General features: G+C 36.3%; 18 protein-coding genes and 1 pseudogene. 11 read left to right on the top strand and 8 right to left on the bottom strand.

The annotated features are described in order from the left end of the window. Positions 1 to 12 precede the first annotated feature (12 nt). Genes BLS89_RS08660 through BLS89_RS08645 form a run of 4 tightly spaced genes read right to left on the bottom strand, consistent with a single transcriptional unit; the run spans position 13 to position 5,939 of the window. On the bottom strand, positions 13 to 861 hold the full coding sequence (locus tag BLS89_RS08660) for a glycosyltransferase family 2 protein (RefSeq protein ID WP_092737547.1): 849 nt from the start codon (positions 859 to 861) through the stop codon (positions 13 to 15). 13 nt (positions 862 to 874) lie between these two features. Further along, positions 875 to 2,761 carry a M1 family metallopeptidase gene (locus tag BLS89_RS08655; protein WP_092737545.1) on the bottom strand — a complete coding sequence of 629 codons (1,887 nt, stop codon included), beginning with the start codon at positions 2,759 to 2,761 and terminating at the stop codon, positions 875 to 877. 37 nt (positions 2,762 to 2,798) lie between these two features. Then, the gene (gene porW, locus BLS89_RS08650; RefSeq protein ID WP_092737543.1) at positions 2,799 to 5,315 is read right to left on the bottom strand and encodes a type IX secretion system periplasmic lipoprotein PorW/SprE; all 2,517 of its coding nucleotides are present in this window, start codon (positions 5,313 to 5,315) and stop codon (positions 2,799 to 2,801) included. Positions 5,316 to 5,372: 57 nt separating this feature from the next. Next, a complete protein-coding gene (locus BLS89_RS08645; RefSeq protein ID WP_092737541.1) occupies positions 5,373 to 5,939 on the bottom strand; it encodes a Maf family protein in 567 nt (188 codons plus the stop codon). 1,026 nt (positions 5,940 to 6,965) lie between these two features. On the opposite strand from BLS89_RS08645, the gene BLS89_RS08640 reads away from it, so the two are divergent. The 4 genes from BLS89_RS08640 (at position 6,966) to BLS89_RS08625 (ending at position 11,967) form a co-directional block, all read left to right on the top strand. Further along, positions 6,966 to 7,508 carry a Riean_0653 family protein gene (locus BLS89_RS08640; protein WP_092737539.1) on the top strand — a complete coding sequence of 181 codons (543 nt, stop codon included), beginning with the start codon at positions 6,966 to 6,968 and terminating at the stop codon, positions 7,506 to 7,508. 23 nt (positions 7,509 to 7,531) lie between these two features. Further along, the gene (locus BLS89_RS08635) at positions 7,532 to 8,548 is read left to right on the top strand and encodes a hypothetical protein (RefSeq protein ID WP_092737537.1); all 1,017 of its coding nucleotides are present in this window, start codon (positions 7,532 to 7,534) and stop codon (positions 8,546 to 8,548) included. 9 nt (positions 8,549 to 8,557) lie between these two features. Next, positions 8,558 to 10,726 carry an esterase/lipase family protein gene (locus BLS89_RS08630; RefSeq protein WP_092737535.1) on the top strand — a complete coding sequence of 723 codons (2,169 nt, stop codon included), beginning with the start codon at positions 8,558 to 8,560 and terminating at the stop codon, positions 10,724 to 10,726. A gap of 209 nt (positions 10,727 to 10,935) precedes the next feature. Continuing rightward, a complete protein-coding gene (locus BLS89_RS08625; RefSeq protein ID WP_092737533.1) occupies positions 10,936 to 11,967 on the top strand; it encodes a GDP-mannose 4,6-dehydratase in 1,032 nt (343 codons plus the stop codon). Positions 11,968 to 12,289: 322 nt separating this feature from the next. On the opposite strand, the gene BLS89_RS08620 is transcribed toward BLS89_RS08625, so the two are convergent. Then, complete coding sequence (locus tag BLS89_RS08620; RefSeq protein ID WP_092737531.1) at positions 12,290 to 12,541, bottom strand: hypothetical protein; 252 nt, start codon at positions 12,539 to 12,541, stop codon at positions 12,290 to 12,292. Positions 12,542 to 12,620: 79 nt separating this feature from the next. Beyond that, the gene (locus tag BLS89_RS11125) at positions 12,621 to 12,884 is read right to left on the bottom strand and encodes a DUF2238 domain-containing protein (RefSeq protein WP_245688958.1); all 264 of its coding nucleotides are present in this window, start codon (positions 12,882 to 12,884) and stop codon (positions 12,621 to 12,623) included. Positions 12,885 to 13,415: 531 nt separating this feature from the next. Here BLS89_RS11125 and BLS89_RS08610 point away from each other — a divergent pair. The 7 genes from BLS89_RS08610 to BLS89_RS08580 all read left to right on the top strand — a co-directional run bounded on the left by BLS89_RS08610 (position 13,416) and on the right by BLS89_RS08580 (position 20,162). Continuing rightward, positions 13,416 to 15,563, top strand: coding sequence for an endonuclease MutS2 (locus BLS89_RS08610; RefSeq protein WP_092737530.1), 2,148 nt, complete (start codon positions 13,416 to 13,418; stop codon positions 15,561 to 15,563). A gap of 64 nt (positions 15,564 to 15,627) precedes the next feature. Further along, on the top strand, positions 15,628 to 16,611 hold the full coding sequence (gene gldB / locus BLS89_RS08605; protein ID WP_092737529.1) for a gliding motility lipoprotein GldB: 984 nt from the start codon (positions 15,628 to 15,630) through the stop codon (positions 16,609 to 16,611). A gap of 11 nt (positions 16,612 to 16,622) precedes the next feature. After that, positions 16,623 to 16,949, top strand: coding sequence for a gliding motility protein GldC (gene gldC, locus BLS89_RS08600; RefSeq protein ID WP_092737527.1), 327 nt, complete (start codon positions 16,623 to 16,625; stop codon positions 16,947 to 16,949). A gap of 10 nt (positions 16,950 to 16,959) precedes the next feature. Then, the gene (locus BLS89_RS08595; RefSeq protein ID WP_092737525.1) at positions 16,960 to 17,508 is read left to right on the top strand and encodes an L-threonylcarbamoyladenylate synthase; all 549 of its coding nucleotides are present in this window, start codon (positions 16,960 to 16,962) and stop codon (positions 17,506 to 17,508) included. A gap of 21 nt (positions 17,509 to 17,529) precedes the next feature. Beyond that, positions 17,530 to 18,744 carry a low temperature requirement protein A gene (locus BLS89_RS08590; protein WP_092737523.1) on the top strand — a complete coding sequence of 405 codons (1,215 nt, stop codon included), beginning with the start codon at positions 17,530 to 17,532 and terminating at the stop codon, positions 18,742 to 18,744. Between the two features lie 83 nt (positions 18,745 to 18,827). Beyond that, positions 18,828 to 19,442, top strand: a complete 615-nt coding sequence (locus tag BLS89_RS08585) for an outer membrane beta-barrel protein (RefSeq protein ID WP_092737522.1) — start codon at positions 18,828 to 18,830, stop codon at positions 19,440 to 19,442. A gap of 21 nt (positions 19,443 to 19,463) precedes the next feature. Next, complete coding sequence (locus BLS89_RS08580; protein WP_092737520.1) at positions 19,464 to 20,162, top strand: 3'-5' exonuclease; 699 nt, start codon at positions 19,464 to 19,466, stop codon at positions 20,160 to 20,162. On the opposite strand, the gene BLS89_RS08575 is transcribed toward BLS89_RS08580, so the two are convergent. Continuing rightward, positions 20,159 to 20,572, bottom strand: a complete 414-nt coding sequence (locus BLS89_RS08575) for a hypothetical protein (RefSeq protein WP_092737518.1) — start codon at positions 20,570 to 20,572, stop codon at positions 20,159 to 20,161. The two genes, BLS89_RS08580 and BLS89_RS08575, sit on opposite strands and share 4 nt — an antisense overlap. A gap of 209 nt (positions 20,573 to 20,781) precedes the next feature. Beyond that, positions 20,782 to 20,980: pseudogene (locus BLS89_RS11120) on the bottom strand (IS1595-like element ISIse1 family transposase); the annotation flags it as partial.

Raw genomic sequence — 20,980 nt, 5'->3', positions numbered from 1 at the left:
CGAGTACAGGACTCAAGATTTAAGAAATATTTTGTTCAGCATCTGTTTTCGGCGGTATTTTCGGATAAAGGCAATTTCTTCCGAGGTAAGCTCGTGCTGGTGGTTTTGCCGCCAATATGTTTTTATAATGACAAAAAACGCTTTCGGCGAACGATTTTTAAGGGCTGATTTTAATGCAGAAATAATAGCCAACGGAATATCCAACCCTATATTGTAAAAATATTCGCCTAACTTTTCTGCTTTTTTACTTTGGTACTTATATGCTGTAGGTCTTATTTGCTTTACATAGATAGACCGGTCCACAAAAACGCGATAGCCGTACATCTGTGCCAACATCACATCAATATTATCCCAGCCCAATGTCGGGCGGATGCCTTTCATCTTTTGAAAACATTCTTTTCGGTAAGATTTTATCGCTCCTCTGATATGGTTTTTGTTTGCCACCGCCTCGTGCAACCAAACACCATTATGCTCTATATAGAGCAATCCCGATGCCATTCCCACATCATCATTATCGGTATAGATATCGTTCAGCCTCTGCAGATAGTTTTCAGGGAAAATAATATCTGCATCAAATTTACAGATAACCTCAATATCCTCAAGAGACTGCGTATCCAGTCCTTTATAGAAAGTCCTTACCACCTTAGCACCGGGCTGATGCTCCGATGGCTCCAAATGAAGCACAGAGAATCGGTTATGGCATTGTGCAAAATCATCGATTAGCTTTGGGGTATCGTCAGACGAGCCGTCATCTACAAGGACGACTCTGAAATCGCGATAGGTCTGCGCTTCTAATGACTGCACACACGCCAAGATACTCCCTGCCTCATTATGTATCGGAATGACAATCAAAAACCTCATACAAAAACAGGCTTTATTTACCTTGTACCATTACTTGGGGGTTATTATTTCCCACTTCTATAAAATTATCCTGAGGATTGATATCCGCCAATCGCTGCGTGAAATCTATCCCCATTGCTACAAGCTCATCTTTGGTAAAAGGAATATCAAACTGGTAAATCTTGTCCGTCCACCGCCAATCCTTCAACACTTGGAAACTTCCAAAATAGTCATTTACTTTTGGAGTTCTCATCATATTGAGCGGGATATTGTAAGTGACGATTTTCTTGTCCTTAGTAAAGACATTAAAATCAATAGGCATCGGTACGCCGCCCTTGTTCTCTAGAGTAATGGTCGTAGAATTGGCATTATACTGAACATTTTTTATAGCGTAGTCTATCGTCTTCTTGGTGTTAATCCAATAGTGGTAAAACCATTTTAAATCCATACCGGAAACATTCTGAGCAATATGAAGGAAATCTTTACCATTGGGGTGTTTCAGATGCCAAACATCATAATATTTTTTCATTACTTGTTTCAGCATGTTCTCGCCCATTATATAGCCCAATTCTACCAAGAATAATTCCCCTTTGGTATAAGATGCCACGGAATAGGCTCTTTCCGAATCGTGGTGATCTCCAAGCCAGCCGGCAGGTTCTTCTTTTCCTGTTTTCACGAAACTAATGTAAGAATCTACGACACCTGCAAAAGGATTTGGTTCTTTCGTAGGAAACAGCGTATACATTGTATAATCTTCTGCATAGCTGGTAAAGCCTTCGTCCATCCAAGGTCTCATACTTTCATTAGTGGCAAGTATCTGCTGAAACCAAGAGTGTGCCCCCTCGTGAGCCATAAGCCCTACAAGTCTTGATAAACTTGACGCCTCCCCCAAAACCATAGAACACATACCGTACTCCATTCCGCCATCACCGCCTTGTATAAAGGCATAGCTCGGATACAGATATTCTCCAAAAGTACTATTCATAATTTGGTAATATTTGGTAAGGTAAGGCTTCAGCTCTCCCCAATATTTTGTTTTTTCCGATTTTTGATAAACCAAATAAATCTTTGGTCCATCCGGAACGACAAAAGATTCCACGGTATAATCAGGGTCTGCCGACCAAGCAAAATCTAATATGTTTTGAGCTTTCCAGTGCCAAGAAACTTTCCCCTCCGAATCGGGATTTAAGGTATAATTGACATCATAGCCTTTTACCCGCTTAGGATTCTGCAAAGTTCCTCCTGCTCCTATTATGTAGTCTTTGTTTATTTTTATATTGACATCAAAATCTGCAAAAGGCTCGTGAAACTCTCTCCCTACATAGTCGAAAGCCGCCCATCCTTCATAATCGTATTCAGAGACTTTTGGGTACCATTGTGTCATCGTCATTTCTATCCCTTCTTTGTTTCGTCTTCCGGCACGCCTGATTTGTTTAGGAATATTGGCATCCCATTCCATTGAAAACTCCGTAGAAGAATTGGGTTTTATAGGATTATCGAGATAAACTTTCATTATTGTTCCTTGGATTTCAAACTTCAGCGGCACATTGTTTTGTTTGATCCAATGAATATTTTGTACCCCTTCCTCATTGGCCGGAATTGACGACAGACGAGAGATTTTGCTTCCCTTAGCATCCAATGTCGTCAATCGTGAATCTGCTTCATCTCCTTGGTTATGAACTTTAGCATCCATCATAGAACCTGCCTTAAAAGCATTCCAATACAGATGGAAATAAACGACTTTCAGTTCATCCGGAGAGTTATTGGTATATTTAATGTTTTGGTATCCCTTGTAGGTAAAATTTGCCACATCTACATCGATATCCATCTTATAGGAAACATGCTGCTGATAGTAATATGGTAATTGTGCAAAAGAATAAAAAAAGGCACAAAATAATAGTGTAAATAAAAATTTATTCATTTTTTGTATTCTAAAAAATTATATAGTAAAGTAATTATTAATCATTTTCTTTAAAATCATCAGGCGGTCTCGGTGGCTTGAAAGTATTATTTTCGTTATTTTCCAATTCTATAACCTCTTGATCACCCTCATCTACCTCGTATACTTCAGGGGATGTTTGTGTTTCTTTTTTCTTTTCAATCTGACTATTTGACGATTTTATTTTGGCTTCTAAAGGCGTATCCAAATCACTTTTGAGATAATTCAACATTTCTTTAGCCTTTTCTCCTTCGGAGGTATTAGGATAATTGAGAGCTATCTGCTGAAGCTGCAATATCATAACCTCTTTGCCGGCAGTTTTCCCTGTAACAAAGGCTTTCAGTAAAGCAAACTTAGGGATGAGGACATCCTTAGAATAGGTTTTCATTGCAGCGTCTATTGCGGTTCTGCTTTCGTCGTATTTCTCTTCTTCATAGAGATTGTAGGCTTCGGTATAAGTATTCACTACTTCCGGCGAAGATTTCAGAAAATCAGTCCGCTTAGGATTTCGTACAAACTCTGCATAAGGGGTGTAAGGAAATTCGTCGAGAATTATTTTTTTTGCTCTGTCTGCGACCTCTTGATTTTTTTGATAATTAATAGAAAACAGCTGATATAACGCTTGCAGCTTAACCTCTTTTTCCGGATTTTGCCTGACTAAATCCAAAAGCGTTTTATTAGCCATTTTAGTATCTGCAAAAAGACTTTCGTACATTAGCCCAAGTCCTAAAGACGCCGTATCTCTATCCTTTTTCAACTGATGGATTTCTTTCACATCGGTAGGGATTTTTTCAATATAATATGCCGCTTCAAAACGACGTGAGTTTTTCTTTTCGGTGACCCCCATCGCCTTATCTTTCAAGTCTTGGATAGAAGAAATCCTTTTCACAGAATAACGCCAATTATCTGCCAAACTTCTGTCTCCCCATATTTGTTTGAAGTTTGCTTTTCCTTTGGAAACCGTTCCTGCATTTGCAAAATAAAAACCTCTGCTCTTTCCTCCAAAATCCATAAAACCATCTTGTACCTGACTACTGCCAAATATATTACTGAAACTATTGGTCTCTGCGTTTTGGTTTCGCTCTTGTGCCAACTTCATTTTGGCTTCTTCGGCGGCCTCTTCAGCTTTTAGTTTTTCAATATATTTGGTGAAAAATACCTTACGCTCTGCATCTGTCATTTTGGTAAGTGCTAGTATGCTGTCGTTTTTTTTGATTAAATAATAATTTTGAGATAATTTTTTAATGTTTTCCGCTCTCTTTTGCAGTGCTAATTTCTCCGGCTGGTAAGTCATCGCTGCCACCGCACTATCAAAATAAACACCTGCACCAAGATAATCATCATTTTTAAGCCTCCTCTCTCCCATTTCGTAATACACCAATCCCCGAATCTGCGGATCGGATTCTTTGAGCTTTAAAGATTGTTGAAAGAAAGCCTCGGATTCTTTTACTTTACCTGCTTCCTTCGCCATTAGCCCAAGTGCATAGTAAAATTCGTTTTTTCTAGACTTATAGATGCCCTTACTTCCTATCTTTTCGAGGTAACGCTCGGCGGCTTCATAATCATCGGATTGAGCTTTGTAAGATTTTGCTATCTCTATCATAGATTTTACTTCAAACTCAAAATCATTTGCTTTTTTATAAGCTGTCGAAAAACTTTCCCGTGCTTCCTCATTTTTTCCCAAAGCCAATAAAATCTGTCCTCGGAGAAAAGCGATTCTACTTCTCAGTTTACTGTTTTTATTCAATGCATAAGCGGCAGACAATTCATCTGCAGCTTCCTCTTTTTTACCCCAAGCCAAAAGATTTTCGGCGTTAAATATTGATAAAGTACGGGCATATTTATTTTTAAGCTTTTCGGATTCTAATGCTTTAAAAATTTCATCGGCACGGTAGTAATCTTTCATTTTAGTATAGATTTTCGCCTGATAAATCTTTGCCAAAGGCATTCTCTTATCATTCTTCATATGAGAGAAAATATAATTAAGAGCATCTAATGCCTGTAAATATTTGCCTTGATAGAGCCGCGATTTACAAAGGAGGATACTTGCATTAAATATTTCCTTGTTTTTCTCCTCTCCGCGAAAAAGCATAGAGTGCTGGGCGATCGCTTTAAGAGCCTTAGCTTCTGCTATTTGGAGTATCGTTACCGTACGCTTATTGTTTCTTGGCGAAGGGGTTTCATCGGGGGACAAATCTATATCTTTTATTCTCTCTCTTCTCGGAGGTATGAAAGCATTATCTCCGCCATTTTCCTCTGGAGAAAAGTCTGCTGCCTGAGTGTTCCCTCCGTCTTTTTCTTTTCTTGCATCATCTTCGTATGTAAATATCGAAATATAAGGCTCATAGAAATTATCTTTGTGGGTCTTATCTCTATTATTCGTCTCCGTTTCCAAAGCATCTTTGGAGTTAAAGAGCGTATTGTAATAGGTAAAGAAAGGCTGCATCACTCTGCTGGATGCCGCGTTCTTTTTTGCGGAACAGCCTACTGCCAATACCGATATTACCGCTATGAGGTAGTAATCATATTTTTTCATCTATGTCTTAGATAACTATTTTATTTGTTTTTTATTATAAATTTTTGGTAAAAATAATCATTTTTTAGGAATCATATCTTTTAGCACAGAATAAACCAAGTGCGTAGGCAGCCCCATTATCGTATAGAAGCTCCCCTCTATCCTGTTAATCTTCGCCATACCTATCCACTCTTGCACGCCATAAGCCCCCGCCTTGTCGTAAGGCTGAAATTTATCAATATAATAATCTATTTCCTCATCCGAAAATGATGACATAAAGACCTCCGCAACATCGGTTTTTGTGATTGTTCTATCCTTATGCCTAAGACATATCCCCGTATAAACACGATGCACTCTGTCCGACAATCGCCTCAGCATATTCTCTGCCTCCCCACGATTTTTAGGCTTTCCCAAGATCTCATCATCTGCCACCACAATGGTATCCGCCGTGAGAAGTATTTCATCGTCCTCCAAAGCGGTATAAGCATTGGCTTTCAGCTCTGCCAAATATCCCGCTATATCCTGCACCGGCAAGTCCTGGGGATAGACTTCCTCAAGGTTTATAGAAACCACCTCAAAAGGGTAACCTAAAGACTCAAGTAATTCTTTTCTTCGGGGAGACTGCGATGCTAAAAGTATTTTCATAGCTCAACTTAATTATTATTTTGCAAAATAAACGAATTTCAAACCTTTAATCCTATAGTTAGGTAAAATTAGTTAAAAAAATAAAAACAGAGAATTTATTTCACCATTATTCAATCCACATTCCGCAGTAGATTTTTTTATTTTTTTGGGCGTGCCGGCTCTCCTATGCACTTGGCAGCCTCGCCACCGTCGGGCTATCCGCTGCAAGTCCTCGCTCGTACCTCGCTGTGGGCTTTTCGCTTCTATCCCTCATGCGGCCACCCGCCTAAGCCCAAGAGAACATTCCCGTGAAAGAAAAAGTCTGCCAACCGCAGGTTTGCCGTCGGCCTTTCGCCTATATCTTTTTTTTTTCGTTCCTCAAAAAAAAGATGCCGGCTCTATCCCTCACGCAGCCTACGCACAAGCCCACGGAAGCGTATGCATTGAAAAATGAGAGCGAACCATGAAAGAAAAAGTCTACCGACCGCCAAGTCCAACCGTAGGTCAAAATGTTATGTACAAACTTTATACGCACTGTCTTTAGCCTGGGAATCGCAAGCGTTAAAAAACTGAGCACCAAAAGCTAAAAGATTTAGAACTCGCTCGTGCCTCGCTCAAACAGTAAATCTTTCTTAACGCTTTTGGTGCTCAGTTTTAGCTGAGATTCCAAGCCTTGAACTTTTGGTTCTTTTGTTTCAAGACAAAAGAACGAATAAAAATAAATGTCATTTCCTTTTTCCTTAAATCTAACCTAGCGTAGTGGTTCGGCGAAACCGATAAAGCCAACTAAAAAATAATGAGCCAATCCCTCACGCAGGAAAAGCGCTGGTGATAAGATTTTTAGATTTGAGATAGCAAGATTTTGGAGATTACCGAAATCCTTGGGTTCTGTTCCTCTGCTCAACTTGCATTGTCTAAATACCTCGATTACACCGCCAACCAATGCCGGAACTTTGTATATAATATCCGTTACAATATTTAATTCATATATTTATTGCACAGAATATTTAGTTTGTTTAACTTTACCACAAACAAAAATACATTATTATGAAACATTTATTTTTAATGGCATTTGTAAGTCTATTACTTACCGGATGCCGACAGAGAGATGCTAATCCCAACATCCTGCCACCGGCTACTCAGACTGGTGAAAATACTGGCGGATGTTTGGTAGATGGCAAAGTATGGGTTGCGACTAAACATTATAATCAATTGGTTGCAACGAGAGTGAGTGTTAGCAGAGGCTATTCTGATATTTATATTTATTTACAAAGTGTAAGAGGTGGAGTTGGCGAAAAAAGTGATATAATTATAAAGCTAAAAAAAATCAATTTAGAATTAAATAAAGAATATAGCCTTACACAAATTAATGACTCGATAAATGCAGAGGGAGGATCGGCAGAATACGAAAATAATATTCTTACTGGACCATATTATAGAACTAATAATAAAAACTATACCGGTAAAATAAAAATTACTCGTTTAGATACCGAAAAACAGATTGTATCAGGACTATTTGAGTTTGATGCTATAGATGAAGATGGAAATGTTGTCCATATTAAAGACGGTAGGTTTGATCACAGATTCTAATTACTATTATAATTCTTATAATTATGAAAACAAAACTATTTATTGCATTAGGAATTGCCATATCTACTGTCTCTAATGCACAAGTTAGAGATGTATATTCTACGAGAAGTCTTTCATTACCACAAGAGGCTGTCGTAGAAGAAAATACTATACAAAATGTATTTAGAAATTTGGACAAATCTAAAATACAGACAGGCTTATTATTAGATGCGGCTATAGAATTTGCTGATTTAAAGAAATACAATGGAACTCCTACCGATAGTTCATATACAAATGCTAAAATAGTAGGAGATATATACAATACCATTGTGATGAGTAAGATATCATCTAATAGAGGAACAATGAAACCTCCGGCTGATTTTCATAACGAATGGTTTAATTCTCAAAGTATTGATATACTTCCTGTTGCAGGGGTATATTATAAATATAACAAATTCTCAGAAAGTAATAACGATCAATTTTTGATAAAATCAAAATCGTCAGAAAATAGAACTGCTAATGTTTCTACAAGAACACTCACAATAACTTCTGATAAGACGGTAAAAGATTTATATGTTAATGGGGTGTGGCAAAATCCTTATGAGATAGAAAAGGTATTTGCTATGGCACCTATAGCCAATTCGCATAACAAACTTAAGTTTAAAGTAACTTTTCCTGAGGAATTATTCCAAAGTAATTATGCTAATGAAATTTCTAAATTAGAAGTAAAGTTTTCCGATAACGAAAATTTTAAAACAGTAAACGCTGAACAGCCAATGCTTGTAAGCTATCCTGCTATAGGAGAATATACTTGGACTTACAAACTTACATTAACTAATGGACAAATATTATACTCCAAAAATAAATTTTCAATTACGGATGATTTGGGGAAATATGTGTTAGATGAAAATAATGACACTACTTCAAGAACAATGTATAGGTATAAAAGGATACAATTAGAAAACTTCCAGTATTTCATTCCTTTTCCTCCTATGGTAGTTAATAGACCCAAATTAACACTATACATAAAATATCGTACAGGACAAAATAAAATAAAATAACCATTTATAGTGGTAGAAGGTTTTGATTCGGGGCATATTACAGCACCAAGAAAAGATGGAGGAGAAAATACTATTAATAGCTTTTTTATTAGTGTTAAAAATGGTTCAACACCTTTAAAATATAAACTAGAAGACTATGATGTTATTTATGTAGATTTCGGTATTGGCACAACCTATATACAGAATAATGCCGAACTTCTAAAAAAAGCTATACGATGGGTAAACCAACATAAAGTGGGAACAGAGAAAAATATCGTATTAGGGCAGAGTATGGGTGGATTAGTGGCAAGATATGCTTTAAAAGATATGGAAGATAAGGGAGAAAATCACGACACAAAACTATTTATTTCTCACGATTCTCCTTATCTTGGAGCTAATACGCCGTTAGGGGTTCAATATATGTTAAGAAATATGTCAAAAACATTTCTTAAATCGCCTATTGTTGCAGGGATAAATTATGTTGTAAGTCCAGTTATTTTTGGTGTTCCTGTAAGTGAAGTATTTACCGTAGCAGATACTCCAGCTTCAAGGCAAATGCTTATTAATTATGTAGATAAAAACTATAACATTGATAACTCTGTTCATAATGCTTGGCAGGCTACCCTTAAAGCCAAAGGCTATCCTCAGAAGACCAGGAATGTAGCCATTTCCAATGGTAGCGAATGTGGTACAGATCAAAACATACAAGACTTAGTAACTATGCACGCTACAAGTAAAGGTTGGTTCATAGACCCTGTGGGAATATTATTAGGAGGTCTTCAGATTGATTTAGGACAAATTATTTTATCTGCATTACCCGGAAGATCTAGATATCACTATGATTTTGTGGTAAGACCTATGACAAAACTTAATGAAAACAAAGAATTGTATAATGGTAAAATTGTATATAGAAAAGATATTCTTTGGTTTATCAAAGCACAAAATACTTTGCTATCAGGAAGTAACTATCAACCAAGAGGTATCTTGTCAATAGATAAGTATGGAGGAGGGAAGTTTAAATTTCCAAAGATAGCTTTACCTAAGTTTATTAAAGGGGATTTTAATACAAATTATTTTTCATTTGTTCCAACCCCTAGTGCTTTAGATTATAAAAAAGGGAATAAAATACTTACAGAAGAAGATTATCAGAAATCATTTTCACCAGTTGATGACATTAATGACACTCCTTTTGCGAATTTTGTAGCAGAGCGAGTAGTAAATAGTGAAGAATTTGATCACGAGAATAAAAACAATAATTTTCATATTAATTTCAGCGATAGAAACGGTCAGTTTATTATCAACCAACTTTCGGAAGATCCTGTTCTACAGGATAAAAAACTAACAGCTAGTTATCTATGTGGTAGTAAAATAAAAATTGGAGGAGAAGATATTCAATGTGAAAATAAAAATGCCGTATATACGACTGGTTTTGCTCCATATATATATTGGTCAGTAAATAAAGGTTCTAATCTTATTGATATCACAAGTCCTACTAATCAACCTCAAATTAGTTTTACACCAAAACCGAGAGTTAGCGGATTAGTAGAATTACAAGCCCGTTTATATGGAGATAATGAAAGTAATACTATCAAAAAAAGAATATGGATAGGAAATCCTCGTATTACTATTGTGGATGAGCCGGATAATACAAATTATGTTACTTATAATGTAGAATCCCTAGATAGAGAGGCTAGTTTAGAAGATCAAGGTTTAACATCAGAGAATGTTATATGGAAAAGAATGGACACGGGAGCAATGAGATATGGATATGATTACTTTACTATATTTCCTAATTATAATAGTAAAGGTTTTAGAGTAGAAGTAGAGGCAACAAATAAATGTGGAAAAGATTTTGAAGCAACGCATATACATCCAACAAAAAAAAGATGTAATGATTTTTATATGATTACAAAGGTTAGAGGTAATGATTATACTGTTTCAAGAAGAATAATTGATGATCCACATTGCCCAATAGATAGAAATCCTTTTCCTTATATGAGAGGCTCTAATATTAATAGAACTAACGCAGTTGATACTGATTATAATTACTATATTATTGTAACAAATAGTTTAGGAAATATCATAATTAATAAAAGAGGGAAAGATTTTAGTCTATCAAGTGTCCCTATGGGAAGTTATTTTGTAAAAATTGTCAAAGATGGTAAAATAATTGCCAGTCAAACTCTTATAAAAAAATAATAAGTAATTTTAATAAAAACTGTGTCTATAAATTTTATGGACACAGTTTTTTAATAAATACTATAACATTTTTTTGAATTAGTAAAACTCTATTAAGTCTTAATAATTTTTACCGCCTTAAAATCTTAAATTTTAGAACATATTGGCACTTCTATTTTACTTTATATGATTATATTTGCTAAATTATTTTTTTCAAGTAAGTCATTAAAATGAAATATTTAGTTACAGGAGGAAGCGGATTTATTGGTTCACACTTGGTGGAACAACTATTGAAAAAAGGACATACCGTTATTAATATTGATAACTTCGACGACTTTTATTCCTATAAAATAAAGATAAGAAACACTTTAGAGTCCTTAGGACAAAACCCCGATTTTCAATACCACTCCAAAGACGAAGACATCGAAAAGATAGTATCAGAAACGGCATCAGACACTTACCGATTATACCGTCAGGATTTAAGAGACAGAGAAGGTTTGGAAGAAATTTTCCGCAAACACCAGCCCGATACCATCATCCACCTCGCAGCGTTAGCGGGGGTTCGTCCATCTATCGCCCGCCCTATGGAGTACGAAGCGGTAAATATACAAGGAACTATGAACCTGTGGGAACTCTGCAAAACCCTTGGCATTAAAAAATTTATTTGTGCATCATCATCAAGCGTGTATGGCAACAATGAGAAAATTCCTTTTTCCGAAACGGATTTTGTGGACAATCCTATTTCTCCTTACGCCGCTACAAAAAAATGCGGCGAAATCATAGGGCACACTTATCATCATCTTTATGATATTGATATGATTCAGCTGAGGTTTTTCACCGTGTACGGACCGAGACAGCGTCCGGACTTAGCAATACATAAATTCACCAAACTGATTTTCGAAAATCAAGAAATTCCATTCTATGGTGATGGTAATACAGCACGAGATTACACTTATATAGATGATATTATTGACGGAATTTTAAAATCAATCGACTATATAGAAAAGAATTTCGGTGTTTATGAGATTATCAATCTGGGGGAAAACGAAGTTATTTCGCTCAACGAGATGGTATCTACAATAGAATCTGTACTCAATAAAAAAGCCATCAAAAAAAGACTCCCTATGCAGCCCGGCGATGTCCAAAGAACCAATGCCGATATCTCAAAAGCAAAGAATCTTATAGGCTACGCCCCTAAAACTAATTTTCTAACAGGCATCAAAAAATTTGTGGAATGGTTTGCTAAGCAGTCTCCCCGCTAAATAGAAAGCCGTATATTTTCACTAAATACAGATTTCGTAATCTAAGATTACTATGCCCAAACCAATCGTAATTCTATTATCAGAGTATATTTTCATAAGTATATACTTTCTGCTGTTTTAGCACTAAAAATAGCCCGCTATTTGGGCTAACCCGAGAGATAATTTTCATCTTGGAAGAAGGATATTCGTTTTTCATATTAATCACACGAAATTAATTCTTTCAAGTATTGGGTTGTATTTGGCTTTTACGCTTCGTGTAGTATTTAGCCCGATATATCTATTCCAAAAATACCACTTCTCTACAAAGTAGCATTTTTGTTGGTTATTTTGCCGCGGGTTGTCTTCTCGCATTTAATAGATAGAATGCACCTGTCAGTATCAACAAGAATACTAATGACTCCTTAATACCATAGCCTAATTGCTGATGATTGAGGTAAAAAACGCTATTTTTGAATGCAAAATGATTGATTTTCTCTTCCATAGAGCATAGACTTACCAATAATTGAAATACACTAATACCAATGTAAGCCAACACACTAAACTTTATATTTTTGAATATCAAATTTTTATTCATACGATATCTATTTATACCTATTACAAGAGCTCAATGTAAAAAATATAAGATTAATTATATCACAAATATATACAATATATCAATTAATATATTTATCTTGATATTTACCACAAAAAATAAGCGCCAAAACCGCACCTATAAAAGCCATCAGTATATCCGACTGAGTATCCCAAATGTAGCCTTGAGTTCCTAAAAAATAAGCACCTCGCTCTCCTGTATTTACAGAGATAAACCATTCTAAAATTTCATATAAAGCACTCATCCCACCCATGGACAAAACGATAATCCAAAATCGCCATTTTACTTTATTTACCACATTTTTTCTGATAAAAATTTCACGCATAATAAGAGCAGGCACAAAACCCTGTGCAAGATGTCCTAATTTGTCATAATTATTTCTATCATGATACCCTGCCTCCTTTTAACCATTGAAAAAAAGGAGCCTCACCGTGTGTGTAATGTCCTCCTACAAGTAACTACAAGTAATATCAAAAAATGTAAAAGTATAAAAACATAGGTGAAATTAGAAAACTTAAAATTTTTATAATTTAATGTTAAAATAAAAAAAACAATCAATGCAGGAAAAACTTCTAAAACCCAAGTGAAATAATCTTTAGGATTAATTCCTGAAAGAATGAACGAAAACCCAAAAACAAATATCCATAATGTAAGCATTTGTTATGATATGCGAAAATAATAAATTTTATTTTTTCGCTCAATAATATCTTTCTTTAGGCTTTTTTATCAAGATCAAGATTTTGGACATCCTCTATGGCTGTTTTATCATAATGTGAGATTCGATGGCTAAATCTACCCGATTATATTTTCATACATTTGACCTAATTTTTCCAAAAATTCTCAGTAATTTTGCAGGGTGCAGATTACACAAGACAGTTTAGAAGAATTGGAATTTCCGCGACTACTCGCGGAAATTTCGCCGTATGCATTCTCCGAGAAAACCATAGAAAGAATTTCAAGTCTAAGACCGACAGTCCCTTCTAAGGCTATTTTGGCATTAAAAAAAACTTCGGAATTTCTAAGCAGCTTCGAGAGCGAAAACGCCATTCCTTTCAATGAATTTGAGGACATAGACCAAGAGTTGAAATGGATGCTCATAGAGAATTTCCGACTGGAAAATAAAGCTTTCATCAAAATAAAAAACCTGACCGAGCAAATCGGAAGACTCCAAAAATTCTTTCCTCAGTTTTCGGATATATTCCCCTCTCTAACTACGGAGGTAATGACTCTGGACTTTCAAAAAGTAATCATTGAAAAGATAGACCGTGTTTTCAATCGTTTTGGAGAGGTGAAAAACGAGGCTTCCCCTACCCTAAAACTACTAAGAGACAATATTCAGATCGCTAAAAAGAACATCGATGAAAACTTCAACAGAGCATTGAATGCTTATGCCCAGAGCGATTTTTTAGATGAAATCCGAGAGACCATTTTGGAAGACCAAAGGGTATTAGCGGTAAAATCGGGATTCAAGAAGCGTGTTTCCGGACGAATTTTAGGCGTGTCCAAAACCGGCTCTATCACTTACATTCAGCCGGATTCTGTCGTGAAACATTATTTCAAACTTAGAGAAAACTTAGAGGAAGAAAAAAAAGAAATTGATAAAATTCTAAGAACCCTTACGGCAGAAATTAGCATTTTCCAACCTCAACTATCTGATTATCAAGATTATATATTTAACTTGGATATAACGAGGGCAAAAGCAAAATTTGCCGAAAAAATAGGTGGAGTATTACCAAAAATCAACAGACACCAAACACTTAAACTGATAGATGCCTACCATCCCCTACTTTGGATTAAAAACCACGAACAGCAGAAATCCATCTATCCGCAGACTTTAATCCTTAACGAACACAACAGAATAATCTGTATATCCGGACCGAATGCCGGTGGAAAATCTATCACCCTAAAAACCTTAGGGCTGTTGCAGCTGATGATACAGAGCGGAATTTTAGTGCCCGTCCATCCAAAGTCGGAGATGTTTTTCTTTAGAAAAATAATGACGGATATCGGCGACAATCAATCTATTGAAAACCATCTTTCTACTTATTCATCAAGGTTAAAAAAAATGTCTCGTATTATTCGTAAAGCAGATCCGCATACGCTTTTACTCATAGATGAGTTTGGTACCGGTTCAGACCCCGAATTGGGAGGGGCTTTGGCGGAGAGCTTTTTAGAATTTTTCTACGGAAAACAGTCTTTTGCCATCATTACTACGCATTACACCAATATCAAATTGGTAGTGGAGCAATTGCCTCACGCTCAGAATGCCGCGATGCTCTTTGATGAAAAAACCTTAGAGCCGCTCTATAAATTAGAGGTAGGGCAGGCGGGTAGCTCGTTTACCTTCGAGGTGGCAGAGAAAAATAAGATCCCTTGGTTCATCATTAAATCGGCTAAGAAAAAAGTGGAAAAAGATGTGGTAAATCTGGATAAAACCATTGTAAAACTACAACAAGAAAAATTTGAAGTAGAAAAGTTAAAAACCGACCTTTCTCAAAAAAAAGAATCTGTAGAGGATAAACGGGAAAACCTACAAAAACTCAACGAACAACTGGAGCAAAAGCTATTCAATTTCCAAAAACTCTACGAAGAAGAGCATAGAAAACTCCAGTTTGGGAATAAAATAGAAGCTTTCATAGACAGCTATGTGAAAGGAAAATCTCGGAAGGATATTGTAAAAGATTTTGTGAAAATTCTCGAGCAAGAAAAATATAGAAAATTAGGCACCGACAAAGACGAAAACAAAAAACTAAAAATCGTAAAAAGAAAAATCACCCAGCAGCTGAAACGCGAAGACATCAAAGAAAAAATAGCCGAAACCAATGAAAAAATAGAAGAAAAAAGAAGAAAAGAAAGAGCCGTATGGCTGAAAGAAGGACAACGCGTGCGAATAATAGGAAGTACAAGCGTGGGAACGATAGAAAAAGTATCTAAAAACAGAGCCATAGTAAACTACGGTACCTTCAAAACCCAAATAAATACCGATGAATTGGAACGCGTATGATGACCATATTGATTTTTAATCTTATTAATTCTTACTTTTGCAAAATAAATTTTCTACTAAAACAATGAAACCAAAGTTTTTTCTTTTACTTTTGTATATGTTGTTATTTGTGTTTTCTTGTAGCAAGAAAAATGAAAACCCTTGGAATATAGAACTAAAACACCCCGTAGAAAAAGTAGAAATCACAGATATATCAAAATCATTTTACGACCAAGATTATCCGTTGCAATCGTTCAAACAGGAATATCCTTGGTTTCAGGGCACTGTTTCTGATGAGGATTTTGTAAAACGCCGCAAAGACTCTACAGAAATAGCAATCTATAAAGAAGCTGCAGGAAAAATCAATCAAAAAAAATTAAGTACAGATCTGGCTAATCTTTTTGCCCATATAAAATATTACTTCCCAAAATTCAAAAATCCGAAAGTATTCCTTTATTCTTCTGGGCTTCAAGGAATTGATATACCGGTGTTTTATCAGCGGGAAGAGAACTTTTTATTTATAGACTTATCTGCATTTTTGGGAGATAGAAACCACTTTTATAACGGATTAGAGCGTTATCTTCAAAAATCAATGAATCCGCAAAATATTATCCCAAAAGTAACTTTTGTAATGGCAGAACAGACCGTCCCAATGGAAACACAGCACCAGAAATTCCTAAACCTTTTAATCTATGAAGGAAAACTAATGCTCTTGCAAGACGCATTCCTTCCGGATACCCCGGATTATCTTAAAATCAATTATACAAAAGAACAATACCAATGGGCTAAAGCCAATGAACAAGATATTTGGAATTTTTTTGTAGAAAAAGATCTGGTTTTTAGCGATGATACTCTTCTTTACAACAGATTCATTGCCCCAGGACCTTTTTCAAAATTTTATACAGAGGTAGACAATGAGTCCTCACCACAGCTGGGCGTTTTCATAGGCTGGCAAATTTGTAAAAAGTTTTATAAAATAAAACCACAAATTCCGATAAAGAAATTCCTAAGGATGAATGCCAAAGATATTTTCAACACCTCTGAATATAGAGCAGAACAAAATGACTAACACCCCATAATATGCGAAAAACAAATATCACAATCAGTGTAGAGTTAGATGAAAATCATATCCCCGAAAAAATCACTTGGAATGCCGAAGACGGTGGCGTAAAAGATAATGAAACAAAAGCGACAATGATTTCCGTTTGGGATGACAAAACAATGGAAGCCCTAAGAATAGACCTTTGGACTAAGGATATGCCGGTAGACCATATGAAAAGATTTTTCCATCAGATATTCATCTCCCTGGGGCAAACCTACCAAAGAGCTACGGGAGAAGATGATGTAGCAGAATGGATAGAACAAATGGCTGAAGAATTTGCAGACAAATCTGCCATCAAAATGTAAAAATATCCCAATGGATGAGCTTCTAAAAACTCTAAAATCCGGAGGTACCATTCTCTACCCTACAGACACCATCTGGGGAATAGGCTGTGATGCGACTAATCCCCAAGCAGTGGAAAAAGTCTATCAAATCAAAAAAAGAGAAGCGTCTAAGCCCATGATAGTTTTGGTAGATACGGAAAAGCGTTTACAAGAATTGGTAAATGTTCCCGAAATGGCTTGGGAAATCATAGACCTTAGCGAAAAACCCGTGACACTCATCTACGACACCCCGAAAGGGATAGCCGAAAATCTATTAGCGAAAGATGGCAGCATAGGGATACGCTTGGTAAAAGACCACTTTTGCTGCCAAATAATCCAAAAAATAAATGTCCCTTTGGTATCTACTTCAGCTAATTTTTCCGGTGATAAAAGCCCGCTGAAGTTTGCTGACATTAGTGAAGAACTGAAAAATAAAGTTGATTATATTGTTGCTAATAATACCGACAAAATCTCCCAATGGAGCTGCTCTTCGGTCATTAGAATATGGGAAGATAATAGAATAAAAATACTAAGAGAATAATAAATTTACATAATGTGAACTATGAAAATAGGAATACACAGGGTAATGTCCGGCAGGGATTTTAACGAAAAGCACAGAGCTTCTACACCGCTGGAGCTGTTGTTTGATTTGGTCTATGTGATTGCCATTGCCGCCGCAGTGGAAGGACTGCATCACTCTTTGGCGGAACACCATATGACTACAGGCATTATACTGTATTTTCAGGGATTCTTTTTCCTCTGGTGGGCTTGGATAAACTTTACATGGTTTGCCTCTGCCTATGACACCGATGACACAAAATACCGGCTTCTCACGATGGTACAGATGCTCGGTTCCTTGATTTTTGCGGCAGGGCTCAGCTATCAGTTTTCGGAGCATCCTATTTACAGTCTGGGGCTTGTCGGATTTATCATTATGCGTATCGCGATGATTTTCCAATGGCTGAGAGCGGCGAAAGAAGATAAAAAATACAGAAAAGCCTGTAAACGATACGCTTTAGGAATTTCTGTAGTCCAGATTTGTTGGATAGGTTTTTTCCTCTCGCCGATAGAAATCCAACAATGGCTGATATATGTTCTTATTTTTGCGGAAATATATGTGCCTTATTGGGCGGAAGGCAAGCAGCTGACCACCACATGGCACCCTCACCATATTGCAGAGCGCTACGGCCTGCTGCTGATTATCGTATTGGGAGAAGGGCTGATGGGGATTAGCAACACACTAAAAGTATTGGTGGAGGGTGGCGAGAGCTGGATGAATGTCATCATTCCAATAGGGTTTAGCACCGTGATGATTGTTTTTCTGCTTTGGTGGATTTATTTCCAAACCCCTTGGGGAAAAATATTAGAAAAAAAGCGGGCACAAAATATTGCTTTTATTTTCGGCTATGGGCATTACTTTATATTTACTTCCGTAGCGGCCGTAGGTGCCGGACTGGAGTTGGTGGCAGATGCATTGCGACACACCGATGGTTCCTCACATGCTGTTTCGCCGTACCTTGCCATTACTGTTCTGAGTCTCTCTATCGGGGTATTCTTATTTTTCAATACGCTATCCAGATTATTGATTTTGGGTAAAAGTATTTCTCTTTTTTATACACTTCTTGTGGCATTTACCATTACCGCCATTCCTATTTTATCCATACACAACGGGCTTAATATCCTGCCTACCTTATTGCTGAATTTGGCAGGAGTAGTCGTATATCTTTTGATTAACAGCTGGCATTTGTGTAAAAATGAGCTGCATACGAAATATTAACCCAAAGCTATCATTAAGCACTTTGAAATAGAAAACCATATGCTTAAAAACATTAAATTTGCATCTGAAATAATTTATATACAATGAAAAAATTAGCATTAATATTAGCTGTCGGAGCCTCTTCTTTGATGATGGCTCAGGTAGGTTTTGGTTTTAGAACCAATGCTGTACTTAATGCAAGTTCCTCGAGTTGGAAAGCATTAAAAAGTTCAGTAAATGAAAGCATTAGCGAAAAAGGGCAAAATCTTTCCGGATTTAATGTAGGACTCTCTGCAAAAGTGGATTTGCCTGTAACTTCCCTTTTCGTAATGCCGGAGGTGTACTTTACCCATTTTACAAACAAAACGAAAGTAGGTGATGTGGAGCTTAAAGCCCAATACAATCGTTTTGATGTACCTGTGCTATTGGGTTACAACATTGTAGGAAGTACTCTTACCGCATTTACCGGATCTGTGGCGTCTTACAACATTACCTCCGATAGTAAATTCAGCGATTTCCAAGAAAAAAAATCCAAAGCATTTACGATGGGATATCAGTTCGGGGTTAATGTAAAACTATCAAACTATGTCTTAAACGCTCGCTATGAAGGCGCTTTTTCTAAAGACCAAAGAAAATACATAGACGAAGTAGCCAACCAAGAAATCCAATACGACAACAGGCCAAGCCTATTCACCGTAGGTTTAGGATATCAGTTTTAAGAACTTTAAGCATAGTGAGCGATGATACAGCACATTCCCATAGAACGTATACTTTTCTTGGATATCGAGACGGTTCCAATGGCTGAGAACTGGGAAGAACTGTCGGACACCGAAAAAAAACTTTGGGATAAAAAAACCAAAAACCAAAGAAAGGAAGAATTTTCCGAAGCGGAATTCTATACCCAGCGTGCGGGAGTGATGGCAGAGTTTGGGAAAATCATCTGCATATCCGTGGGAATGATAGAAAGCAATGGAAGACTTAAAATAAAAAGTTTTGCCGGGGATAATGAATACCAGCTGCTTCACGATTTTGGGGCAATATTCAATAGCAGCCGGCTGCAGAATGTACTCATCTGTGCTCACAACGGTAAAGAATTTGATTTTCCGTGGATTGCCCGAAGGTTTCTTATCAACGGAATGATGCCGCCCGTGCCGTTCCAAATGTTCGGTAAAAAACCTTGGGAAATTCCTCACATAGATACTATGGAACTTTGGAAATTCGGGGATTACAAATCTTTTATCTCTCTGGAACTGATGGCTCATCTCTTCGGAGTACCTACGCCCAAAGATGATATAGATGGCTCTATGGTGGCAAAAGTTTACTACAAAGACAGAGATATAGCACGCATCACCGCCTACTGTGAAAAAGATGTGCTTACACTTGCCAATATTTTCCGAAAACTACGCCAAGAAGATTTACTAAAACGATACGAAGATTAGTTCATGGCTTTCATTTCAATTTTTTTATGCATCTGATTATTCGAAAAAATCAGAATATTATCTTTCAAAGTATAATAGTTCATTATTGCTAATTCTTTAATAAAAGTAGAAATTTCGGTATGGCGGCTTTCGTCGTTCCTCACAAGAATTATGTTTTTTATTTCAAAATGATGTCCCTTGCCGAATATTGCCGTAAAAATAATCTTAGATGAAGCAATATATCCCGAATACTGATTGGCATTGGTCATAGTAGGGCTAAGGTCTATGTCGTTATATTTAATAGAATATCCGTCTATCCCCTCAACTTTGATAACCGACCAACGCCTATGCAATTCCTGAAAAGCAGGCATACCCGATGAGCAGCTTGCAATACCCAATAAAACACTAAATAAAAAAACAAAAACTCTCATAATATAATATTCTCCAAAAATCAGACACGGGTTAAGTTGAAAAAACAGAAAAAATTCAGTGTAGCTTTCAAAGCTTAAGTAGCCCTACTATTTAGGGATGATATATACTTTGTCAAACTCTTCTATTTTGTATCTATAAATAGAAAACATATTGCTGTTGATAAAGTTTTAGTTCAACATAATTTAAGCGGCTTTTTTGTATCAATTTTTTACAGACAAAAATACAATTTTTTATCTCTGTTATTGTACCTAAATTTATATTCCTTTAGGTAGTAAAATTTGTGTTTATGAATGCCTCTAAACCGAGACAACCGCACCTTACAAAGCCTCCAAAGTTTTCTATTCGATTGATATAATTTCATCCCAAAGCAAATTCATTATCATTATACTTAATATGATAATGCTTCT

This window comes from Riemerella columbipharyngis (assembly GCF_900101995.1).
In the GTDB taxonomy this organism is placed as follows: domain Bacteria; phylum Bacteroidota; class Bacteroidia; order Flavobacteriales; family Weeksellaceae; genus Riemerella; species Riemerella columbipharyngis.
This window is presented reverse-complemented; position numbering and strand designations above follow the sequence as displayed.

Bases quoted from the DNA above. Each gene is read 5' to 3' on its own strand.
- BLS89_RS08660 (WP_092737547.1), bottom strand. From the start codon at position 861: ATGAGGTTTTTGATTGTCATTCCGATACATAATGAGGCAGGGAGTATC.
- BLS89_RS08655 (WP_092737545.1), bottom strand. From the start codon at position 2,761: ATGAATAAATTTTTATTTACACTATTATTTTGTGCCTTTTTTTATTCT.
- porW (WP_092737543.1), bottom strand. From the start codon at position 5,315: ATGAAAAAATATGATTACTACCTCATAGCGGTAATATCGGTATTGGCA.
- BLS89_RS08645 (WP_092737541.1), bottom strand. From the start codon at position 5,939: ATGAAAATACTTTTAGCATCGCAGTCTCCCCGAAGAAAAGAATTACTT.
- BLS89_RS08640 (WP_092737539.1), top strand. From the start codon at position 6,966: ATGAAACATTTATTTTTAATGGCATTTGTAAGTCTATTACTTACCGGA.
- BLS89_RS08635 (WP_092737537.1), top strand. From the start codon at position 7,532: ATGAAAACAAAACTATTTATTGCATTAGGAATTGCCATATCTACTGTC.
- BLS89_RS08625 (WP_092737533.1), top strand. From the start codon at position 10,936: ATGAAATATTTAGTTACAGGAGGAAGCGGATTTATTGGTTCACACTTG.
- BLS89_RS08620 (WP_092737531.1), bottom strand. From the start codon at position 12,541: ATGAATAAAAATTTGATATTCAAAAATATAAAGTTTAGTGTGTTGGCT.
- BLS89_RS11125 (WP_245688958.1), bottom strand. From the start codon at position 12,884: ATGCGTGAAATTTTTATCAGAAAAAATGTGGTAAATAAAGTAAAATGG.
- gldB (WP_092737529.1), top strand. From the start codon at position 15,628: ATGAAACCAAAGTTTTTTCTTTTACTTTTGTATATGTTGTTATTTGTG.
- gldC (WP_092737527.1), top strand. From the start codon at position 16,623: ATGCGAAAAACAAATATCACAATCAGTGTAGAGTTAGATGAAAATCAT.
- BLS89_RS08595 (WP_092737525.1), top strand. From the start codon at position 16,960: ATGGATGAGCTTCTAAAAACTCTAAAATCCGGAGGTACCATTCTCTAC.
- BLS89_RS08590 (WP_092737523.1), top strand. From the start codon at position 17,530: ATGAAAATAGGAATACACAGGGTAATGTCCGGCAGGGATTTTAACGAA.
- BLS89_RS08585 (WP_092737522.1), top strand. From the start codon at position 18,828: ATGAAAAAATTAGCATTAATATTAGCTGTCGGAGCCTCTTCTTTGATG.
- BLS89_RS08580 (WP_092737520.1), top strand. From the start codon at position 19,464: ATGATACAGCACATTCCCATAGAACGTATACTTTTCTTGGATATCGAG.
- BLS89_RS08575 (WP_092737518.1), bottom strand. From the start codon at position 20,572: ATGAGAGTTTTTGTTTTTTTATTTAGTGTTTTATTGGGTATTGCAAGC.